This window comes from Pontibacter roseus DSM 17521 (genome assembly GCF_000373265.1).
Taxonomy (GTDB): domain Bacteria; phylum Bacteroidota; class Bacteroidia; order Cytophagales; family Hymenobacteraceae; genus Pontibacter; species Pontibacter roseus.
Map to the genome: position 1 here is coordinate 308,755 of NZ_KB890766.1, position 21,364 is coordinate 330,118.

Below are 21,364 nucleotides of genomic sequence, written 5' to 3' on the forward strand. Positions count from 1 at the left end.
ATATATAAGTTTGGTTTCAGATAATAAAATCTTCAGCCAGCCATGTGACAAAGCCGGGTAGCGTAGTAATTTGTATATTTGGCGATAGCTGTTATACCTATACCTATGAAGATTATCGAATGCCCGCGCGATGCCATGCAGGGACTGAAGCAGTTCATACCCACCGAAACGAAGATTGAGTACATCAACCTGTTGCTGCAGGTGGGCTTTGACACCATCGACTTTGGCAGCTTTGTGTCGCCCAAGGCCATACCGCAGATGAGCGACACGGCCGAGGTGCTGGCGAACCTGGAACTGGAAAAAACTTCTTCCAAACTGCTGGCTATCATCGCCAACGTGCGGGGCGCGGAAGAGGCGGCCTCTCATAAACAAATCGATTACCTAGGTTTCCCTTTGTCCATGTCGGAGACGTTTCAGCAGCGCAACACCAACAAAAGCATCGCGGAGGCCATGACCCAGCTGGCACACATCCAGGACATCTGCGGCCGGCACGACAAAACCTTGGTGACCTACATCTCCATGGGTTTCGGCAATCCCTATAATGACCCGTGGGATGCCGAAACCGTGATTCGCTTCGTGGAAGACCTGGACAAACTGGACCTGAAAATCATCTCTTTGTCCGATACCATTGGCGTGTCCAACCCCGAGAACATCACCTACCTTTTCAGCGAGCTCATACCTGCTTTCCAGCACATCGAGTTTGGGGCCCACCTGCACACCACCCCCACCACCTGGCAGGAGAAATTAGAGGCTGCCTATAAAGCCGGCTGCCGTCGCTTCGATGGGGCCCTGCGCGGGTATGGCGGTTGCCCTATGGCCAAGGACGAGCTGGTAGGCAACATGGCCACCGAAAATTTGGTCGCCTACTTCGAAAATAATGGCTTAAATTTGGGCCTCAACAAGCAGGCCTTTGCCGCTGCCCTGGCAGCCTCAGGCGCTGTTTTCTCCTGATTATGGCAAGAAGAACAATCGTAGATATTTTTATTCCCTGCTTCGTGGACCAGCTGCACCCCGAGACGGGCATGAGCATGGTGAAGGTGCTGGAGCGGCTCGGCTGCGAGGTGAACTACAACCCCAACCAGACCTGCTGCGGACAGCCCGCGTTCAACGCCGGTTTCTATGACGAGGCCCGCGAAGTAGCTAACAAGTTCCTGGACGATTTCTCCAACGACACCTCTCACTACATCGTGGCGCCATCGGCCTCCTGTGTGGGCATGGTACGGAACGCCTACCAGGACATCTTTGTGAAATCATCGAAGCTGGTGAAGTACCGCGCCATGCAGAAGAAGGTATACGAACTGACCGAATTCCTGACGGACGTGCTGAAGGTGACGGAGGTGCCGGGAGCCTCGCTGCCTGGCAAGGCCACTTACCACGACTCCTGCAGCGCCCTGCGCGAGTGCCACATCAAAGAAGGTCCGCGCGCCTTGTTGCAAGGGGTAGAAGGCCTGGAGCTGATTGAGATGGAAGACACCGAGACCTGCTGCGGCTTTGGCGGCACCTTCGCCGTGAAGTTCGAGTCTATCTCAGTTGCGATGGCGGAGCAGAAAGTGGAGAATGCTCTGGCTACCGGCGCCGACTACATCATCTCGACTGACAGCAGCTGCCTCATGCACCTCAACGGCTACATCCAGAAGCAGAAGAAGCCGATAAGAACCATGCACATTGCCGATGTACTGGCCAGTGGCTGGTAAGGTATAGCTATCTAGGTATAGCACAAAAGCAGCGGCCTCACTCTGGAAAGGGTGGGGCCGCTGCTGTTTCAGGGCTTGCTATACCTATCTGCCGATGAAATAGGTCAGGCCAAAATTGAGGTTCATGCTGGAGAAGTCAAGTTCGAGAACATTCGATTGGTGCTTGCCCTCATACTGCTGCGGTTCGTAGTTCAGGGAAGTGCTCTTGCGTACCGCTTCAAAATCGCGTCGGCTATACCTGAGTGCCCCCAGATGAACGGAAATCCCTACTTTTTCGGAGGCGAAGAATGAGAGGCCAGGGGAAATGGCGATAGTAGAGAAGATGGTCTTTTCGAGGTTGTCATGGGTGTTGGAATAAGAAGACTGATTGTAGCTGGAGTTGACAGTTTCGCTCCTCGAACTGCCTAATCCTGCCGAAAGGGTGACATGCGCAGCGAACCTCTGCGTCAGGAACTTATACTGCCTGGCATACACGCCAGCATGCTTTTCCCTGGTATCTTCCTGATGAGAGCTGGTATAGGTGCCGGGATAAGATGGCTGCTCGTTTGAATGCTCATATTTATAACTGTTCAGGGATACAGAAGCCCCTATTTCCAAATTATCCTTCACAAAAACACCAACCCCCGGGGCGAAGGTATAGCTGTGGTTTTCAGAGTTGTTTGTGTAAGCAACTTTCTCCGCTTCACTCGCTACCTTATTGTGGGTATAGCCCAACTTGCCTGTCAGTGCAACGGTTCCTTTGGTGGTCTGTGCCTGTGCGCCGCAGGCCAGCAGGGCGGCTACAAACGCAAATGTGAGTCTCTTTAACTTCATCGGCTTAGCGCGTTAAGTAATACCCGATTCCGATGCTCACACTGCTGGTCGATAAGTCAACCGCGAAGGAATGACTGTCTGTCGGATAGACGTATTGTCGGTCATCTTTTGGTGTCTCTTTGCCTCTGGAGTAGGAGAGCGCGCCGAAAGAGGCCGTGAAACCCAGCTTTGGCGTGGCAAAATAGGTGAGGCCAGGATAGAACCCGATACCGTACGTGTATGAAGTGGCAAACACCTCGGCAGAGGCACCCTCCTCATTGCCTTTGGAGGTGCGGTTGCCCAAGCCAACAGACAAGTAACCCGTTCCGTGCAACTGCAGTTGCTCCGTAAGCGCTACATACTTCCGGGCATAGGGACGTAGGCTGATTTCGTTGCTTCTGATGTAGCTTTTCCCATCATCCCACTTGTACATGTTGGTAGACCGGGACAGGCCAAGCCCGACACCCAGCTCCAAGCCATTCTGGACGAAGTACCCGACATGAGGGTTCAGGTTGATGCCGCGGTAACCATTTTTGCCTCCTGAGGTGTCTTCCAGCGCTTTACTGACCTCGTGCCGCAGGCTGACCGACCCTGACACGGCAATAGTGCCCTGGGAAGTTTGTGCAAATGCGCTGGTACCAAGCAAGGCCAGTAAGGCTGTGGTAAAAATTCTCTTCATGATTTTGTCATTTGATTTAGCCTCAGCAGGTACAATAAACATACCAGTATATGGAAAACCATATATTATTGGAACTGAATATTTATAGGTCAGGCTGCGGTTACGCTTACTGCCTAACTTGAACCTGGCGGAAGCAGTATGAAATGGGCTTTTGAGGTGGCTTTGGTGTACCGCGTAGAAATACGGGGGCAGGTTGGACGAATACTGAAAATAGCGGATTAACGCCTAAATAGGCACATTGCCTACCACTAACGCAGATAGGCCGCCGTATAGATGAACATGAAACAGAACTAGTGCAGCAGAGAAGTAGGTGGTTTTAGGTTGGTTGAGTCGCCTCTTTATCAAAGCCTTTGGGTTTTGCCTGCTGTAACATCAAATCCTGTTTATAAAACATGGCCGTGCTGCTTTCGTGGGTGCGGATAGCAGTCTAGGCCATGCTTAATAAGGGAGCCGGTAATATAACATATTTGCAGGCGGTTGGAGCCGGCTCCCTATTTTGCTCTCAGAGCAGCCTACTTATACTTCTCTCAGCCTTTCTCTTAGACGGATTCTCCTCACTCATGCAGTACTGACATGGGTGGGTGACGCTTGCATTTGCAATGCCTATAGGGCGTAATGCCCTCAATATAGGTATAAAACTGTATTCAGATGAGAATACGCACCTGTAGGATGGGTGTAGCGTATAAGGCGCAAACGCTACACAATGCCTGTGAGACAAAATTCTAAAATATACCTCTTGTGTCTGCTGGTTCTGTTGCTGTGGGGAGTGTGCGAACCTCAGCAGGCAATGGGGCAGGGAGAAGAGGAAAAGATAAGTTCAGACCGACCGGACCAGTCGCAGGGGCCTACCTTGGTTCCCCGGCATACGCTGCAGTTCGAGGCAGGCTACCTGTACCAGAGACGCAGGCAGGATGGGCTGGACATCAGGACAAGCGCTTACCCTACCGCATTGCTGCGTATTGGGTTAGCCGAAAAAGTGGAGCTGCGATTGCAGGGAGCCATGAAGGACTCGGTCATCGAAAATGGCGCGCGGCGCAGACTTGAAGGGTTCGGGCCGTTGAGCATAGGAGCCAAAATACACCTGTGGGAGGAAAGCGGTTGGCGCCCGGAAGCCGCCTTGGCGGCGATGCTGGCCTTACCAGTAGCCAGCCGCATTTTTCGGCCCGACAACGTGGAGCCACAGTTCAACCTGGGTTTGGCGAATGCACTGAGCGAGAAATTAGACCTTACCTACAACCTGGGGTATGGCTGGACAGGCGGAAACCCAGTGCCTTCTTACGGAGCCAATATTGAGCGAGAACTATCAGATAAGCTGACGGTATACCTGGAGGCCTTTGGCAGCAAAGAGAAAGGGGAACCGGCAGAGCACATGGCCGATGTGGGACTGCTCTTGCTGGTGTTACCCAACTTGCAGTTAGACCTGGCAGCTGGCCGGGGACTAAGTAAAGCGGCGCCCGATTATTTTGTGACGGCAGGTTTTTCAGGCCGGTTGCCGCGCTAATCAGGGAAAGAGCATGGGAAGCAACTACCAGAAAAGGCCCGTCAGAAAGTCGCTGCAGGAGTATGCCCGGGGTATAGCCGGCGGCTTGCTTTTCAGCTTTCCGCTCCTCTACACCATGGAGGTGTGGTGGTCAGGCTTTACGGCCACTCCGTTGCAGCTGCTAATCATGGTGACGGTGACCTACCTGCTGTTGTTGGGCTACAACCGCTACGCCGGCATGCGGGCCGATGCCTCCTGGCGCAGTGTCTTTATTGACTCGGTGGAGGAGATGGGACTGGGCCTGGTCATCGCGTTCGCCGTGCTGTTTGTGCTCAACCGCATCGAGCTGCAGCAAATGGCGCTGGACGAGGTGATGGGCAAAATCATCATTGAGGCGATGGCCGTCTCCATCGGGGTATCCATCGGTACGGCGCAGCTCGGTGCCGGCGAAGAAGACATGGAGGAAGAGGAGACGGAGGCCCAGGTGGAGGCCAAAGAAGCCGGCATCCGGACGGGGTGGCGGAGTAAAGTAAGTCTGGTGGTACTGGCGCTTTGTGGCAGTGTGGTAGTGGGAGGCAACGTGGCTCCTACGGAGGAGGTGATTATGCTGGCAGTGGAGGCGGATTCCTACCACATCCTGCTGATGGCGCTGCTTTCACTCGGCCTGAGCGTGCTGGTAGTCTACTTCAGCGACTTCCGGGGCACGGCCAAGCACATGAATAAGCGCGGGATGGCCTTCGCTATCACCGTAGATACCTGCCTGAGCTACCTCACCGCCCTGGCTACCTCTGCTTTTCTGCTGTGGTTCTTCGGGCGTTTTGAAGGGGTGAATTTTGAGGTGGCCTTTGCCCAATGCGTTGTGTTGGGCGTGCTGGCGAGTCTGGGTGCCTCTGCCGGCAGGTTGTTGATAAAGTAAATAAAGGTATAGCAACACCATGAACGACGATAAAAGCCAACAGGGCCATAGCCGCGCAGGCGACGGCGACGACAAGAATGCACTGGAATGGACGGTGTTTGCCATCAGCCTGCTGCTGGTGCTGAGCATACTGGCATACCTGGGTTACCAGGTTTATACCGACAAGCCTTCCTCACCCGACCTGGTGGTGGAACATTACCACGACCCCTCCGAAAACGCACCACAGCGCTACCGCGTGCTGGTGCACAACAGGGGAGGTGAGACTGCCGAGGAAGTACAGGTGGAGCTTGCCCTGCAAAGGGGAGGAGAGGAACTGGAGACAGCGGAGCTCAGCATTGGGTTCGCACCGAAAGATTCGAAACGGGAAGGCTGGGTGAGTTTCAAAAACGCTCCTGGGAAGACCGATACGCTGGTGGCCCGGGTGATGAGCTACAAAAGACCTTGAATCTGACACGATACCCTACACAAAACAAACAATCTTATGGCAAAGAAGAAAGTCTCTGACCGCGCAAAGCATCACAGTGAGTCCCCTGTTCCCAAAGGTATACTGTTGGCAATAGGAGGAAAGGAAGACAAGAACAACGGAGAAAAAAGTGAGGAGCAGTCAAAGAACGTGGACTTTGAAAGTGATGAGATACTCAAGTATTTTGTAGGCGAACTTAAAGGTAATGACCCGATGGTGCTGGTCGTGCCAACGGCCTCCACCGTGCCCGAGGATATTTCCAAAGACTACATAGAGGAGTTTCATAAACTGGGAGTGAAGCGTGTGGAGGTGCTGGATATCAGGAACCGGATGGACGCCCGAAACCCCGATTTCTGCAAGCTGGTGGAAGAGGCTGCAGGCATCATGTTCACTGGCGGGGACCAGCTGCGCCTCACGGCCATACTGGGTGGTTCGCCCGTGCTGCAGCTCATGAAGGAGCGCTATACCTACGACGAGAACTTCATTGTGGCGGGTACCAGCGCCGGAGCCACCGCCATGTCCACCCCTATGATTTACGAAGGGGAGACGGCTGGGGGGTACATCAAGGGAGATGTGCGCATCACCACCGGGTTGGAGTTCCTGAAGAACGTGGCCATCGATACGCACTTCATACAGCGGGGCCGCATCATACGGGTGTCACAGTGTATTGCCACCAACCCCGGCTGCATCGGCATAGGCCTGGAGGAGGACACTGCCATCTGTGTCACACAGGGCAACGAACTAAGGGTGCTGGGCTCAGGCCTGGTCACCATAGTAGACGGAATGGGCATCACCGACACCAACATCTATGAAATCAAGACGGGCGAACCCTTTTCGGTGCGCGACATGCGGGTGCACCTGCTGGCAAATGGCGACACCTATACCTTGCCAATCTACGACCAACTGCACATCTAAAACGGCCACAAACAGCCAGAGCCGTGGCCCGGAAGTGACTCAGTCGAGTCTCACCTCCGGGCTTTTTAATGTGAAGCCTTTGCGTGCGGCCAGCCACTGCAGCCCAATGATGGTTTTGGCATCAGCCAGGTTCAGTTGCAACACCTGCTCCAGCGATAGGCTGACGGTTTTCACCTCCTCGTGCTCTTCCTCCAGCCCACCGCCCTCGTCCACTTTCCTGCTCACCTCGGCATAGAACAGGTATATCTTTTCGGTGCAGGCGCCGGGAGAGGTATAGAAATCCCAGATGTGCTCCAGTTTGTCCACAGTGTAGCCTGTTTCCTGTTCTATCTCCTGCCGAATGGTCTTTTCGGGGTCGTCGTCTTCCAGCACCCCGGCCACAGTCTCCAGCAGCTCCCCACCGATGGGGTAGCGGTACTGCTTCACGAAAATGTACTCCTCCCGTTGGGTGTCATACACCAGCGCCGCCACGCCGTTGCCACTCTCAAACTGCTCCCGCACAAAGGTCTCGCCCTTCTCCTCGACCAGCAGTCTCTTGAAGGTATAGAAACCTTCGTATACCGTCTCTTCCTTTTTTATCTTCATGTTGTTGCGTCTGTTTTCGGACCAAAAGTGCTTATACCTTACGACAGAAGGCGGGGGCAAGGTATAGCTAACGCCTTATTTGAAGCTAAAGAAAGGACTATGCGTATAGGTTCAGAAATGTGAAATAGCCGCTATGGACAGAGCAGGACTCATTGCAAAACTGCAGGGCGCGTATTGGGCTATTACTGGTGTGTGGCCGCTGCTGCACATGCCCAGCTTCCTGTGGGTGACGAGCCCGAAGGAAGACCTGTGGCTGGTACGTACAGTAGGTATTCTCATTGCCGTCATAGGCCTGGTGCTGCTCTTTGCGGGCGTTTACAAAAGGGTGACGCCGGAGGTGAAATGGCTAGGTATAGGCGGGGCGACCGGCATGGCTTTCATTGACTTTTACTACAGCCTGAACGACGTCATCCGGAACGTGTACCTGTTGGATGGCGTGGCGGAAATCCTGCTTATCCTGCTGTGGATTTGGGTAGGTCAGAAAGGTATAGCCAGGGTGCACCCTGGCGAGAAATAGCCAATGCGACGGCTACTCCTGGAAGTATACCGGGTAAGGCTGCAATGAATCGGAGGAGGTTCTCAGGGCATGCTGCAAATCTGCTGAAGCCTCTTTCTCCTGACCCAGCTTGTAGTGTGCGGCGCCTCTGCTGTAATAGACGTCCGGCAGGTATGGGAAGTCCTTGCTTATGTCTATCACCTGGTTGTAATCCGATATGGCAGGCGCGTATTGCTGCAGCTCCAGCCGCGTTTCCGCCCGCTGGTACAGGAAATCCACGTCGTTCGGGTACTCTTCCAGGGCATCGGTCATCGTTATCTCAGCCTGGGCATGGTCATCGTCGTAGCGGTAACTCCAGTACAGCAAATCGTAGGTGTCGCGGTTGCCGCGCCCTTGCTTTATGAGGGAGCTGAAGTAATGGGAGGCTTGCCGGAAGGCGGCCTTGTTGCCCAGGATGCCTTCCTCCAGCTTGGCCTCGCCCGTCTTCTGTATTTTCCGGGAGGAGGTAAAGAAGTAGGGGTCAGACAGAATCAGGACCAGAAAGGCGGCTGCCGCAACGGCCAGTACAATGGTGATGATTTTGGAGATGTTCATGCAGGTATAAGGTATAGGCGCTTCCTCACAACACCAGTTGCGCATGCAGGTGTTCCAGCGTCTCCCTGGCATCGGAGCAAAGGCCGGGGTGCACTGGCGATACCTGCACCATGGTGCTGCGGTTGGCGGTGAGCCAGCGGAAACGGGAAGCGGTACCTAACTGGCCGATGGGGCCACCCTCCTTGCGGCCGGCGCATACCTTGGTAAAGGCCTGTAGCCGCTGCTCTATCTCCTCCAAATCAATATGGGGTGAGAAGGCGCGCAGACGCTTTTCGTCCAGGGTATACAGCGTCTGCAGGAAGCCCTGCGAGGAGCAGAACAGAATCACGCCTACATTGAGAAACTCCTCACGCTCCACCCGCGGCACCACCCGGATGACGGCGTACTCAAATAAGTGTTTCTCTGGCATGCTGGGCTGCTTTGACAAAAGTTAGGGAATGGGCGAGTCGGGTCTCCAGGAAATGGGCATAGGCCTGCCGGTGCTCCGCCGCCGATTCAAACGGTGAATCCACACCCGTCAGCCACTCATCCGGAATGGCGGCCAGTATGGCGTGCAGGCGCTCCGGTGTCAGGATGGGGCGGAAGGCGGCATCCACCTCCTCCAGTTCCGTGGCCTGCTGCAGCAGCACGTGGTCCTTTATCTGCGGGAAGGGGCGCTTGGCCTGCTCTTCCCAGTTCTGCCAGGAGTGGTGGAAGTACAGGGCGGCGCCGTGGTCTATCAGCCAGAGTTCCTTCTTCCAGAGGAGCATGTTGGTGTTGCGGGCGGTGCGGTCCACGTTGGTCACCAGGCAGTCCAGCCAGACAATCTGGGAGGCGAGCGTGGCATCCAGTGTGGTGACAACCGGGTCGAAGGTGATGGCTTGCGAGAGGTAGTGCGAGCCGAGGTTGAGGCCCTCGCTGGCACGCAGCAAGTCCTGTATCTCCTCGTCCGGCTCGGTGCGGCCAAAGGCCTCGTCAAGATGCATGAACACAATCTCCGGTACCCGGAAGCCGAGGGCCCGGGCAATCTCCCCCACTATCACTTCCGCTATAAGCACTTTGATGCCCTGCCCAGCGCCCCGGAACTTGAGCACATACAGGAACTCGTCGTCGGCCTCCACAATGGCAGGCAGCGAGCCGCCCTCGCGCAGGGGCGTGACGTAGCGGGTCACGTTGACGGTCCGTATCTCGGGTTGGTGTGGATTCATAGCTGCAACATACGAAATTTGAGGGTATAGGGCCGCGCGCCAAGCTGCAAAATCAGCCTCTGTTACCCTTTCACCTTCCGGAAAGAGAAGGTTTTCTTACGAATCCACAGCGTGTCCACTTCGGTGAACTGCTGGTAGAGCGCCTTGTCCTGGTCGTTGTTTCTGGTGTAGGTTGTAATGGCCCCTCCGTTCCAACGCATGCGCTGGAAAACCTGCTCGTACTGCGTGATTGTCAGGAGCGTGTCCTGCTGCGCCTGCACAAAAAGCTGCTTCTCCTTGGCAACCACGGTCGGGTCGGTCACCAGCTCGTACCCGCTGGAGGCCTCGGGAGCCAGCCGGATGATTTTGCTCAGGTTGTAGGGGTGGAGCACGATGTCGGTGGGGGTGTACTCGCTCCGGTACTTGAAACGGTGATGTTCCGATTCCGAGTAAGGCCTGTCATATCTGTATGCTGCAATGACGGTATCGGGCTTTACGAATTCTAACTCCGTGGTGGTGGATACGATGTTGTTGAAGTAAAAGGCGCTTCCTCCCATGTGCGTGGCCTTCGCGCCCGTCACCTTGCCGTCTTTGGTGTAGACTTCCACGGCGCCTGTCTCCGTTTTGGCCAGCTTGAATGTGGCAGGGGCCTGGATGCGGGGTTGCGTGACTTCTATCTCGTCAGCCTCTTTGGTGCCGCAGCCAGTGAGTAGGGTGATAGCACCCACAAAAAAGAGGGTATAGCGTAAGCCTTTTGTCATGTTTTGTTTTCAGTTAGGAGTCTGTGGCTATACCTAGCTAGTGAGAGTAGGACGTATTTATTCTTGTCTATACCGCTTCAGCCTCCAGCGGTGGATGTAATGGGGCCGTTAATATACTTTAAAAGGTATGTCTCACAAACCTAGGTAGTGCAGTTGCTCAAAAAAATAGGTGGTCAGGTCTCCTCGGCCAGTTCGATTAGTTTAGACAAGGTATTGTAGTTGCGCGTAGTGGCCGACACACCCAGCTTCTTTTCCAGGAAGTTGTTGCTGAGCTTGCCGCTGCTATAGACAGCTGGAATGTACATATAGGCTGCGTTCTCTGTTACTGTGAGCTTTTCAGGAGAAAAATCCTGTGCCAGCAGCGCTTGTACTTTGTCAGCAGGTGGTGGCTCCTGGAATGACACATAAAACACCCGCGCACTGTCATGGCCGTCCAGATATGGGTTGCCCTGAATCACCTGCCTGATTTCATCGGCCGTCCGGGCCACAATGGCCAGTGTGGGGCCGATGTGTTCTTTAATCAAGGCATGCACCCGATGCTCCAGCTCTTTGGGCGCCAAATCAGATTGCAGGATGACGTTGCCGCTCTGAATCCAGGTGCGGACACGGCCGAAGCCGGCGTCGCTCAGCACCTGCCGGAGCTGCGCCATCGGCACCCTGTTCTTGCCAGTCGGCATCACGCCTCTCAGGAGTAGGATGTAGGTTTGCATGGGTGTTTGTTGTGTTGCCAGACGGCCGCGTGCATGCAAAGCCCGAAACGTAGTGAGGGTTTAGTATGCATTGTGTTGGGCTATCGTGTTTTTTTCAAATACTCTTCTACAGCGCAATTAAATTCATCTGCAGGGAATTCAGGTGTACTTATCGCTTTTCCAGGCTTTTGACAACATTTATCCAGGTAGCATAATAACTCCGAGTTCTCCTTTTGAAAGTTGAGCTTCTTTGGAAGACTCACTCTCCAGCTTTTGAAAGAATTAGTTGTCTTTAGCTTTCCTCCCTGTATTTTTATCAAACCGCAATCTTTAGCTGATTCTATACTTTCAGCAAATTTTTGATATGATATGATGGAGTGGTTCACATAGTCAACAAAGCCTATTAGATTCACCAATGATACTCCTTCTTCACCTTTTTGAGAGTGATAAACAGCTTGAATTAGTAAGGCATTAGTGTTACTGAATTTCATTCTTCATAAATAATACATGCAGCCCAACTACTGTGTAAGCGTTACTGTCACGTTTATCTGCGTTATATGTGAAGGTGATATTTTCTGTATTCATTCGTTTTGAGCTGTGCAGCACCGCACGCACCTCCCATTGTATATAGTTAAGCTAATATAGGTGAATGTCACAGATTTTCAACTAGTCTCGTGATTTATCAAGCGCGTAGCTTGTCACATGGGTGTAAAGCTCTGTTATCTTACTGCTTCTGTGCCCGAACAGGGTCTGAGTATATCTAAAGTGTGCTCATCGTCAACTGGCAGCCGTACATGGAGCAGAACAAGGTATAGCACAACAAAAAAGCCATACCCGCTACAGGTATGGCTTTCTGGTTTTCAGGTAAAAGGTATAGCGCTTATGCTTCCGGCATCAGACGCACCACCAGTCCGTCCAGGTAGGGGTTGATGCGCAGCTGACAGGAGAGGCGGCTGGTGGCAGTGGCGTGCGGCAAGGTCTCCAGCATGTAGGCCTCATCGTCACTTGGTTCAGGGAGCTCACCACTTTGCAGCACCTCCACGTGGCAGGTGGCGCAGATGGCCATACCGCCGCAGATAGCAGGTACTTCCAGCTCGTTGGCCTTCATCACTTCCATCACCGAGAGGCCCATGTCGGTGGGTGCTTCCAGTGTTACGCGGCTGCCGTCATGCAGCTCCACGTGTATGTTCACGGTTCCTTCCATTAGCTGAGCTCCTGTATGCCGTTCACGGTGGTGTATTTCAGCACGAACTTCTTGTCCGGGTAAATAATATTATAGGCACTTTGGGCCATCAAAGCCGACTCATGGAAACCGCACAGAATAAGCTTGAGCTTGCCCGGGTAGGTGTTGATGTCGCCGATGGCGTATACGCCCGGTATGTTGGTGGAGTAGTCGAAGGTGTTCACCACGATGGCGCCTTTCTCCAACTCCAGCCCCCAGTTCTCCAGCGGCCCCAGCTTCGGCACCAGCCCGAAGAGCGGGATGAAGTAGTCGGCCTTTATCTGGTGTTCGGTCTCGTTATCAATCAGCACCTTCACCGAGTCCAGTTTTCCGTTGCCGCTCACGTCGGTCACGTTCGACTTCAGCAGCAGTTTTATCTGGCCTTCCTCGGCCAGGGCCAATACCTTCTCGGCTGATTCCGGTGCTCCCCTGAAGGTAGAGCCGCGGTGTACCAGCGTCAGTTCCTCGGCCAATCCGGCCAGGAAAATGGTCCAATCCAGGGCAGAGTCGCCGCCGCCAGCCAGCACAATGCGCTTGCTACGGAACAGTTCCGGGTCGCGCACCATGTAGGTCACGCCTTTGCCCTCAAAGTTCTCCAGACTTTCAATGGCCGGCTTGCGCGGCTCAAAGGAGCCAAGGCCACCGGCTATCACCACCACCTTGCAGGCAATTTCAGTGCCTTCGGAAGTGCGTACGATAAAGGAGTCGTCTTCCTGCTTGTCGAGTTCCTCCACGCGCTCACCTAAGGTGAAGGTCGGGTGGAAAGGCTCAATCTGTTTCATCAGGTTATCTACCAGCTCACCTGCCAGAATAGAGGGGTAGCCGGGTATGTCATAGATGGGCTTCTTGGGGTAGATTTCAGCCAGTTGGCCTCCCACCACAGGCAGGGCGTCTACCACGTGGCAGCGCATCTTGAGCAGGCCAGCCTCAAACACGGCGAACAAGCCTACCGGGCCTGCGCCTACAATGCATATATCAGTTGTTATACGTTCCATTTACTTTTGTTTTTTCTCACAAATTGGTACTGCAAAGATACAGTCACCAACCAAGCATCCATAGCAATTTCTGCTATTCTTCCCCTTAACAAACAATTGGGCAAAAAGGCTTCGTTGGCTCCACCATTTCCTGAGTTTATACCGGTTGCGACTGTTTCTCGTGCACGAGCTCCTGCAGGCGCCGGGCGTTGAAGGCGGCGTAGCCCAGCTGGTCGTTGTCGAAGTACACATACACATCCAGCCCCTGCTGCTGCCAGCCGAGGCACTGTACGGCCCAGTGCTGCAGGGCTTCTTCTGAGTAGCTGCCGGCATACCTCGTCTCCGGCCCGTGCAGGCGCACATACACAAAATCAGCGGTCACCTCCAGCGGCGAAAGGTGGTACTCCAGCTCGTAAATGCAGAAGGCGGCGTTATACCTGCGCAGAAGCTCCAGCACGCCGGGCGTGTACCAGCTGGGGTGGCGGAACTCGAAGGTATAGCGGTAGTAGGGTGGCAGCACTGCCAGGAAGGCAGCCAGCCGCTCCTCGTTCACGGCCCAGCCCGGTGGCAGCTGAAACAGGATGGGCCCCAGCTTTTCCTCCAGCGCGTTCACGTTCTCTAAAAAGCGCTGTATGCTCTCCTGCGGGTCCTTCAGTTTTTTCATGTGCGTGATGAAGCGGCTGCCCTTCACGGCAAAAACGAAGTCATCGGGTACGGAGGTGCGCCAGTTGGCGAAGGTGTCGCGGGAGGGCAGCTTATAAAAGGAGTTGTTGATTTCGACGGTACGGAAGAAGCGGAGGTAATGGCTGGTAAAGTCCTTAGGCTTGAGACCCTCTGGGTAGAAGGTGCCCATCCAGTGTTTGTAGTGCCACCCCGAGGTGCCGATGTAGATGTTGCGCTGCTCCATGCTGTGTCGTCGGTTTTGGAATCAACACAGGTATACTGCGCGGGCGCAACTTGGGTTAAGGTACGGCTACCACTCGTAGAGCAGCTCATTGCCGCGTTTGCCTGTCACCACGATGGCGTCCATCTTGCGGAGGCAGTAGGTGATTTGGCGGCAGCGGTGTAGGGGCAGTCCGGTGGCTTGGGCCAGGCACTTGGTTGAAAAAGGCTGGGGTAGGGAAGGAGGCAGGAAGGAAAGAAAATCGAGGTTGCTGCGGAAGACCCTGGAGTCCAGTACGCCCACCAGTCGGCGGTCTTTCAGGCTTTCGCGTTTGCGGCGCTTGCTGCCTTTGCCGTCTTTGCAACGCACCTCTTCCTCCTGTATCAGAGGGAACTCGATGCTGAAGTTCGCGTGGCTGATTAGCTCCGGTTTACGCACCAGTTCCTCAAACAAATCGGTTAGCCTTCCCTTGGAAGTGGACTTGCGGCGGGAGAGCGTGGTGGAACCTTTCTTGTCTACCTGCACGACCCATTTCTCCAACGTGATGGGGTGAACCAGGTGTACGCGGTGCTCCTGCACCAGCGTCTGCAGCTTCTGGCGGATAGCCGAGAAGTTGCGCGTCTGTATCTCGACCAGCTGCCCGTCCCGCACCAAGTCAATCACATACCCATTGAGCGGCACCTCAAAGCAATCGCCGGGCTGGGCGTACCATTGCTTCAGGGCAGCGTAAAGCGAGCGCTCGTTGCGTAGGCCAATGCCGTTGCTCTGTGTGGGAGTGATTTCGTCTGTGGGGGAATCCTGCATACCTGCCGCCTATTTTCTGACTCGCAAAATAGGTATTCATGATAACATTTGGGACAGATTCCACTCATTAAATCCAGCAGGTAAAACAAGCGGCTGGCGCTCAAGGGGTATAGGCTATACCTACAACGCGCCTAGCTTTGTCACATAGGGCAAGTAAGTGGACGAGTTAAGTGAAGCTAGCATGTTCCATTTCTAATGGTTCGTTGTGCTATGTACTAAAGCGAGTGTGTGCGTCGCTTGCGTGGCGTCAGACAGGATCAGGTGCAGGTTCACCCGTAGAGCATGCTCCCGTTGCAGTTTCCAGTTGCCAAATCCGTTTGGTACTGAATGTCTTGTTGATACTCAATCACTTGCAGGAGTCCTCTTTCAGGCTGCAACAGTAATTACGTACTTCCTCTTAGCTAAAATCAGTACAAGTACGAGGGCTGTGCAGCGCAGGATGCCGTCAGGTTTTGACGCTTGATACAATTCAATTAATACTGCTCTGGAGGCTGGAAATGGCACATGTAGTGCGTATGGGCAAAGAAGTCCTTTCGCTCGCTGTTATTAGGAGTGTTCCTTTAGAACTTATTATTATACAAGCGGTGCAACTAGGAGTGGGTATAAGAACGTAAGCTAATCGGTGTTATTCTCCTGCTGTGTTTTTTCGAAACCCCATAGATAGAAGACCGACACAAAGCTTCGCCAAGAGGAGAAACAGCGCCTCAGCGGCAGAAGTGAATCCCAATCCTATTTATAGCACCAAACATGTTCAAAACAAACTCAGACTCTGCATCTTTTGAGCCGGAAACGTCCGGAGAAAGCAACACCATAACTGCACCCACTACAACAGGGAAGGCAGCAAAAAAATCAAGTGACACCGCAGGTATAGAAACCTTTCTGCAGCACCTGCCGGACGTGGTCTGCCTGTCACACCTACGCTGGGATTTTGTCTACCAGCGGCCGCAGCACCTGCTCTCACGCTTCGCCAGATATGGCCGCCTGTTCTTTGTGGAAGAGCCCGTGTATGCCGATTGCCAACAACCCTACCTGCAGCTCTCGGAGCGGGAGGCAGGCGTGCAACTCGCCGTGCCTTGTCTGCCACATGGCTTCCCGGCAGAGCGGGTGGAGGAGGCGCAGCGCGCGCTGCTCGACAAGCTGTTCGCGGAGCAATCCATTGACCGGTACCTTTTCTGGTATTACACGCCCATGGCGCTGAGTTTCACCAGTCACTTCAATCCAGTGCTCACAGTGTATGATTGCATGGATGAACTGGCAGCATTCAAGTTCGCACCCCCGCGCCTGAAGGAGTTGGAGTTGGAACTGTTCCAAAAAGCTGACCTCGTTTTCACGGGCGGGCAGAGTCTGTACGAAGCGAAGAAACAGCAGCACCAGCAGGCCTATGCCTTCCCGAGCAGCATCGATAAGGCGCACTTCGCGCAGGCACGCAAAGCCCTGCCCGAGCCAGCAGACCAGGTATCCATTCCGCAGCCTCGCATCGGCTTTTTCGGGGTGATAGACGAGCGTATGGACATCGACTTGCTAGGTGATTTGGCGGCGGCCAGGCCGGAGTGGCAAATCGTGATGATTGGTCCGGTCGTGAAGATTGACCCCGCCTCGCTGCCGCAGCACCCTAACATCCATTACCTGGGTGGCAAATCGTACAAGGAACTGCCTGCCTACCTGAGTGGCTGGAACGTGGCGATGCTCCCTTTCGCCATCAACGAATCGACCCGGTTCATCAGCCCGACTAAAACACCCGAGTACCTGGCGGCCGGCAAACCCGTCGTCTCCACGGAAATACGGGATGTGGTGCATCCTTACGGAGATGCAGGCCTGGTCCACATCGCTGACACAGCCGATGGCTTTGTGCAAGCAGTGGAAAAAGCCATGGCCCAACAGGAAGATGACCAGTGGCTGACTGCGGTGGATACCTTCATGGCCGACCAATCCTGGGATAAGACCTGGCGTGGTATGGTGGAACTGATGGCCAAAGCATTGCATCAGAAAAATCAGTACCAGGACTAAGCCTCACACCCTACTCACCTTTTTAATATATCATTATATGTTCGATTACCTGATAGTAGGGGCGGGCTTTGCCGGCAGTGTCCTTGCCGAGCGCCTGGCTTCACAGCTGAATAAGAAAGTCCTCATCATTGATAAACGTCCGCACATTGCGGGCAACGCCTTCGACCATTACAACGAGTCAGGTATACTGGTGCACAAGTACGGGCCGCACATCTTCCATACCAACTCCCGGGAGGTATTCGAGTACCTGTCGCAGTTCACGGCCTGGCGCCCTTACGAGCACCGGGTGCTGGCCAGCGTGGACGGGCAACTGGTTCCCATGCCCATCAACCTGGATACCATCAACAAACTCTATGGCCTCAGCCTGACCTCCTTTGAGGTGGATGATTTCTTCAAGTCGGTGGCGGAGGAGGTGTCGCCGGTGCGCACCTCCGAGGATGTGGTGGTGAGCAAGGTGGGGCGCGAGCTGTACGAGAAATTCTTCCGGAACTATACCCGCAAGCAGTGGGGCATGGACCCGTCGGAACTGGACAAGTCCGTGACGTCTCGGGTGCCTGTGCGCACTAACCGCGACGACCGTTATTTTACCGATACTTTCCAGGCCATGCCGTTGCACGGCTTTACCAGTATGTTCGAGAAGCTGTTGGCGCACCCCAACATCAAAATCATGCTCAACACCGATTACCACGACATCCTGGACATGATTCCTTTCCGGGAGATGATTTATACCGGTCCGGTGGATGAGTACTTTGATTTCAGGTATGGCAAGCTGCCCTACCGCTCGCTGGAGTTCAAGCACGAGACGCTGGACAAGCCGGTGCACCTGCCGGTGGCGGTGGTGAACTACCCCAACGAGCACGCCTATACCCGCATCACAGAGTTTAAATACCTGACTGGGCAGGAGCATACCAAGACCAGTGTGGTCTATGAGTATCCGCAGGCGGAAGGGGATCCCTACTATCCGGTGCCACGGCCGGAGAATGCTGCGCTTTACAACCAGTACAAGAAGCTGGCCGATGCCACGCCGGGCGTGCACTTCGTGGGCCGACTGGCGACCTATAAATACTACAACATGGACCAGGTGGTGGCCCAGGCGCTCACGCTCTTCAAGAAACTATCGGTGCAAGAGGAGCCGGCGCTACTCGATGGCGCAAAGCTGAAAAGCAACGGTTTCAAGCAGGTTGATGTTGGGGTGAACCTTGGCAAAGGCGGCTACGGAAACGCCATCTGACCCTAAATCTTCCTGGCCGGGTGGTTGGGACGAGAAAGTACCTATACATTGCGCATGACAAAAAAAGCGGCCATACCATTTACCAATACACTTCAGGAGAGCCCGTTCCACTCATTCTGGATGGCAGGGTTTGAATGCACTGACAAGCTCAACGCCTTTGGAAACAGAGTGGACTTTCTGTTGCTCACCGGCCATTTGCAGCAATTACAACAGGATTACCAGAACCTGCTGGCATTTGGCATACGGACCGTGCGGGAAGGTATACGCTGGAGCCAAGTGGAGAAGCGCCCGTACGAATACGACTGGTCAACGGTGAGGCAGATGCTGCGCCAGGGCAAGGCGCTGGGCATACAGCAGGTATGGGACCTGTGCCATTTCGGTTTCCCGGATGATTTGACACCCCTGCACCCTATGTTTGCCAGGCGCTTTGCGGCCATGTGCCGTGCCTTCGTCACGTTTTACCGTTCCAGTTACCCGGATGATATCCTGGTGATGACTCCCATCAACGAAGTGAGTTTTCTGTCCTGGCTTGGCGGTGATGTAAGGGGTACCTCCCCTTATTGCATGGGCCAAGGGTGGGAAGTGAAATATGCCCTGATGCGCGCTTATATTGAGGGCGTGGCAGCCATGCGTGAGGTAGACCCTTCCGTGTTGATTATGACGACAGAGCCGTTGGTGAATGTGGTGGCACCGTTGGATGCGAATCTGGAGCAATTGGCCGAGGCACAACGCGCGCACGAGCTCCAGTACCAGGCAGTGGACATACTGTGCGGCCGCATCTGCCCGGAGTTAGGCGGTTCACCGGATTACCTGGACATAATTGGAGCCAATTATTATTATGACAACCAGTGGGAGGTAGGCACAAATGCCACCCTCAGTTGGGTGAAAGAGCACGCCGATGAGCGGTGGCGGGGTTTGAGGGATTTGCTGTCAGAGGTATACCATCGCTATGGCAAGCCCCTGGTACTGGCAGAGACAAGCCATCCAGGTATAGACCGTCCGCATTGGGTTCGCTTTGTGACGGAAGAATGCGCAGCCGTGGTTCAGGAAGGCATCCAGTTCTGGGGCATTTGCCTGTATCCAATCATCGACCGCCCGGATTGGGACCGATTGGATTGCTGGCACAGGGCGGGACTCTGGGATGCGGAACAAGAACCTGGTGACAAGCCACAACGCATTCTGTGTGAGCCCTATGCCGAGGCGCTGCGGAAGGCGCAGGAAATAATGCGCAGGACGACACTTTCCGAAAGCTTATCTTTGCGACAGGCGCCTGTCACTTAACTCAAAAAGGAGGCGAGCGACAGGCATCGATAGCATCATTTTAAATTTTATTGATTACCGCTAGTTTTGAATTCAGGATGATTCCCGGACGGAAACTAGAGCCGGGAGTCCATAGGTAGGTATGGAGTACAAGCAGCTAAAATCAGAAGTTCCAGTAAAGTTAAAAGATAATGAAGCCATTAACGGCCTACTAACCCAAGAACTGGGACTAGCGGGTAGCCACACCAAAACCACACAGGCTGAAGCCCACCAACACCATCTCCCCTGGATACAGGTTGCACCCGACGTACCTTATTTCATGACCGAGCACGGCAGAAGCTGGACACCCATTGGTCAGAACGACGCCATCACCTGGCCGGATTTTGCTAAGGCCTTTCGGCGCAAGGACCTGGCGCAGGTGGACGGGCACCTGGCTTGGCTGGCGCAGCACGGAGTAACCTGCCTACGCTTCATGCTGGAGTACGCCCAGACCGAGAACAGGTATATTGAGCGGCCTATAGGAAAATTTGCACCCAACATGGTGCGACTCTGGGACGATTTGTTCGCCCTCTGTGCCAAGCACGGCCTGCGCATCCTGCTCACCCCCGTGGATACCTTCTGGATGTGGATTAGGTGGAAGCACCACCCCTACAACCGGAAGAATGGCGGCCCCTGCGCTAAGCGCTCCGGCTGGCTCACCTGCCCCGATACCTTGCAAGCCATCAAAAGCCGTTTCACGTTCGCCATTGAGCGGTGGGGCGGCAGCGGCGTGCTCTTTGCATGGGACCTCTGGAACGAGATACACCCCGCCCATGCCGGTGGCCGCACCGATGTGTTCACTGATTTCATCACTGAGCTGAGCACGCACGTGCGGGAAACGGAGCTGCGCCTCTATGGCCGGTCACACCCGCAGACCGTCTCCATCTACGGTCCTCTGCTGCACGAGCGCCCCGATGTGGCCGATGCCATTTTCCGTCACCCGCTGCTGGACTTCGCCAGTACCCACTTCTACGATGCGGCCACCATCAACCATCCTAAAAACACCGTGGCATCTGCCATCTGTACGGGCAAACTCACTCGAGAGGCGCTTCAGCACCTGCAGGACAGTCGCCCTTTTTTTGATAGCGAGCACGGACCCATTCATGCCTTCAAAGATTTGAAGCGCACGCTGCCGGAGCACTTCGATGACGAGTATTTCCGTCACATGCAGTGGGCGCACCTGGCTTCGGGCGGGGCCGGTGGCGGTATGCGTTGGCCTAACCGCCACCCGCACGTACTCACGCATGGCATGCGACTGGCCCAGAAAGGTATGGCGGCGTTTGTGAAACTCATTGAATGGACCACTTTCCGAAGAAGGAACCTGAATGAGGAGATACGGGTGAGCGAGCCTGCCTTCGCGCCATTTGCCTGCGCCGACGATAGGCAGGCGGTGGTGTGGCTGTTGCGCCAGCAAAACCTGCGCAAGGACCGCACCATAAATCAGGAGGCAACTCCGTTACCGGTTAACATCACACTGCCAGGTATGGCGACCGGTACCTATACCCTCACCACTTGGCATACCCACGAAGGCCGCGCTATCGCCACTCGCACCTTTACCCAGGATTCTGCAGGAGACATGCAGCTTGATTTGGGTATGGTGCAGGCTGATGTGGCTGTTGCACTGCGGCAGGTGTCGCCATTTGTATAGAAAGCAGGTATAGCTATACCTAAACTTGGTCCGAAAAGAAAAAAGCTGCACCTCCCGGAGCGGGAA

24 protein-coding genes are annotated in these 21,364 nt (G+C 54.6%); 11 read left to right on the forward strand and 13 right to left on the reverse strand.

Features of this window, described 5'->3' with window-relative positions; translation table 11 throughout:
* Positions 1–105: 105 nt before the first annotated feature.
* The gene (locus B051_RS0115655) at positions 106–951 is read left to right on the forward strand and encodes a hydroxymethylglutaryl-CoA lyase (protein WP_018479161.1); all 846 of its coding nucleotides are present in this window, start codon (positions 106–108) and stop codon (positions 949–951) included.
* 2 nt (positions 952–953) lie between these two features.
* The gene (locus tag B051_RS0115660) at positions 954–1,694 is read left to right on the forward strand and encodes a (Fe-S)-binding protein (protein WP_018479162.1); all 741 of its coding nucleotides are present in this window, start codon (positions 954–956) and stop codon (positions 1,692–1,694) included.
* An 84-nt stretch (positions 1,695–1,778) separates the two neighbouring features.
* Here B051_RS0115660 and B051_RS0115665 read toward each other — a convergent pair whose 3' ends face one another.
* Positions 1,779–2,507: a hypothetical protein gene (locus tag B051_RS0115665; RefSeq protein WP_018479163.1), complete on the reverse strand. Its 729-nt coding sequence runs from the start codon at positions 2,505–2,507 to the stop codon at positions 1,779–1,781.
* 4 nt (positions 2,508–2,511) lie between these two features.
* The gene (locus tag B051_RS0115670; RefSeq protein WP_018479164.1) at positions 2,512–3,165 is read right to left on the reverse strand and encodes an outer membrane beta-barrel protein; all 654 of its coding nucleotides are present in this window, start codon (positions 3,163–3,165) and stop codon (positions 2,512–2,514) included.
* 787 nt (positions 3,166–3,952) lie between these two features.
* On the opposite strand from B051_RS0115670, the gene B051_RS0115675 reads away from it, so the two are divergent.
* From B051_RS0115675 to B051_RS0115690, 4 genes are read left to right on the forward strand one after another with little or no spacing between them, the layout of a single operon-like run.
* The gene (locus B051_RS0115675; protein WP_018479165.1) at positions 3,953–4,666 is read left to right on the forward strand and encodes a transporter; all 714 of its coding nucleotides are present in this window, start codon (positions 3,953–3,955) and stop codon (positions 4,664–4,666) included.
* 13 nt (positions 4,667–4,679) lie between these two features.
* Complete coding sequence (locus B051_RS0115680; protein WP_018479166.1) at positions 4,680–5,561, forward strand: TIGR02587 family membrane protein; 882 nt, start codon at positions 4,680–4,682, stop codon at positions 5,559–5,561.
* A 19-nt stretch (positions 5,562–5,580) separates the two neighbouring features.
* On the forward strand, positions 5,581–6,006 hold the full coding sequence (locus B051_RS0115685) for a hypothetical protein (protein WP_018479167.1): 426 nt from the start codon (positions 5,581–5,583) through the stop codon (positions 6,004–6,006).
* Positions 6,007–6,042: 36 nt separating this feature from the next.
* A complete protein-coding gene (locus B051_RS0115690; RefSeq protein WP_018479168.1) occupies positions 6,043–6,939 on the forward strand; it encodes a cyanophycinase in 897 nt (298 codons plus the stop codon).
* A 39-nt stretch (positions 6,940–6,978) separates the two neighbouring features.
* On the opposite strand, the gene B051_RS21445 is transcribed toward B051_RS0115690, so the two are convergent.
* On the reverse strand, positions 6,979–7,524 hold the full coding sequence (locus B051_RS21445) for an NUDIX domain-containing protein (protein ID WP_018479169.1): 546 nt from the start codon (positions 7,522–7,524) through the stop codon (positions 6,979–6,981).
* A gap of 133 nt (positions 7,525–7,657) precedes the next feature.
* Between B051_RS21445 and B051_RS0115700 the strand changes: the two genes are divergently transcribed.
* The gene (locus tag B051_RS0115700; RefSeq protein WP_018479170.1) at positions 7,658–8,041 is read left to right on the forward strand and encodes a hypothetical protein; all 384 of its coding nucleotides are present in this window, start codon (positions 7,658–7,660) and stop codon (positions 8,039–8,041) included.
* 12 nt (positions 8,042–8,053) lie between these two features.
* Here B051_RS0115700 and B051_RS0115705 read toward each other — a convergent pair whose 3' ends face one another.
* The 10 genes from B051_RS0115705 to B051_RS0115750 form a co-directional block, all read right to left on the reverse strand.
* A complete protein-coding gene (locus B051_RS0115705) occupies positions 8,054–8,659 on the reverse strand; it encodes a tetratricopeptide repeat protein (protein WP_211214345.1) in 606 nt (201 codons plus the stop codon).
* On the reverse strand, positions 8,640–9,023 hold the full coding sequence (locus B051_RS0115710; protein WP_018479172.1) for a DUF3037 domain-containing protein: 384 nt from the start codon (positions 9,021–9,023) through the stop codon (positions 8,640–8,642). The genes B051_RS0115705 and B051_RS0115710 overlap by 20 nt, the downstream gene beginning before the upstream one ends.
* Positions 9,001–9,801: a HipA family kinase gene (locus B051_RS0115715; protein ID WP_018479173.1), complete on the reverse strand. Its 801-nt coding sequence runs from the start codon at positions 9,799–9,801 to the stop codon at positions 9,001–9,003. The genes B051_RS0115710 and B051_RS0115715 overlap by 23 nt, the downstream gene beginning before the upstream one ends.
* A 62-nt stretch (positions 9,802–9,863) precedes the next feature.
* The gene (locus B051_RS0115720; protein WP_018479174.1) at positions 9,864–10,541 is read right to left on the reverse strand and encodes a hypothetical protein; all 678 of its coding nucleotides are present in this window, start codon (positions 10,539–10,541) and stop codon (positions 9,864–9,866) included.
* A gap of 173 nt (positions 10,542–10,714) precedes the next feature.
* Entirely contained in the window at positions 10,715–11,251 is a 537-nt protein-coding gene (locus B051_RS0115725) for a DUF1697 domain-containing protein (protein WP_018479175.1), read from the reverse strand.
* Between the two features lie 80 nt (positions 11,252–11,331).
* Entirely contained in the window at positions 11,332–11,721 is a 390-nt protein-coding gene (locus B051_RS0115730) for a hypothetical protein (RefSeq protein WP_018479176.1), read from the reverse strand.
* A gap of 389 nt (positions 11,722–12,110) precedes the next feature.
* Positions 12,111–12,434: a 2Fe-2S iron-sulfur cluster-binding protein gene (locus B051_RS0115735; RefSeq protein ID WP_018479177.1), complete on the reverse strand. Its 324-nt coding sequence runs from the start codon at positions 12,432–12,434 to the stop codon at positions 12,111–12,113.
* Positions 12,434–13,447 (reverse strand): NAD(P)/FAD-dependent oxidoreductase, encoded by a 1,014-nt coding sequence (locus B051_RS0115740; protein ID WP_018479178.1) that lies wholly within the window; start codon positions 13,445–13,447, stop codon positions 12,434–12,436. Before B051_RS0115740 ends, B051_RS0115735 begins: the two co-directional genes overlap by 1 nt.
* Before the next feature lie 136 nt (positions 13,448–13,583).
* On the reverse strand, positions 13,584–14,333 hold the full coding sequence (locus B051_RS0115745) for a DUF72 domain-containing protein (protein ID WP_018479179.1): 750 nt from the start codon (positions 14,331–14,333) through the stop codon (positions 13,584–13,586).
* A gap of 66 nt (positions 14,334–14,399) precedes the next feature.
* Positions 14,400–15,113, reverse strand: coding sequence for a hypothetical protein (locus B051_RS0115750; RefSeq protein WP_018479180.1), 714 nt, complete (start codon positions 15,111–15,113; stop codon positions 14,400–14,402).
* Positions 15,114–15,860: 747 nt separating this feature from the next.
* Between B051_RS0115750 and B051_RS0115755 the strand changes: the two genes are divergently transcribed.
* The 4 genes from B051_RS0115755 (at position 15,861) to B051_RS0115770 (ending at position 21,298) form a co-directional block, all read left to right on the forward strand.
* The gene (locus tag B051_RS0115755) at positions 15,861–17,120 is read left to right on the forward strand and encodes a glycosyltransferase family 1 protein (protein WP_018479181.1); all 1,260 of its coding nucleotides are present in this window, start codon (positions 15,861–15,863) and stop codon (positions 17,118–17,120) included.
* Positions 17,121–17,157: 37 nt separating this feature from the next.
* Entirely contained in the window at positions 17,158–18,351 is a 1,194-nt protein-coding gene (gene glf / locus B051_RS0115760) for a UDP-galactopyranose mutase (RefSeq protein WP_018479182.1), read from the forward strand.
* A 54-nt stretch (positions 18,352–18,405) separates the two neighbouring features.
* Positions 18,406–19,632 (forward strand): glycoside hydrolase family 1 protein, encoded by a 1,227-nt coding sequence (locus B051_RS0115765; protein WP_018479183.1) that lies wholly within the window; start codon positions 18,406–18,408, stop codon positions 19,630–19,632.
* A 298-nt stretch (positions 19,633–19,930) separates the two neighbouring features.
* Positions 19,931–21,298, forward strand: a complete 1,368-nt coding sequence (locus B051_RS0115770) for a glycoside hydrolase 5 family protein (protein ID WP_018479184.1) — start codon at positions 19,931–19,933, stop codon at positions 21,296–21,298.
* The last annotated feature ends 66 nt before the right edge of the window (positions 21,299–21,364 follow it).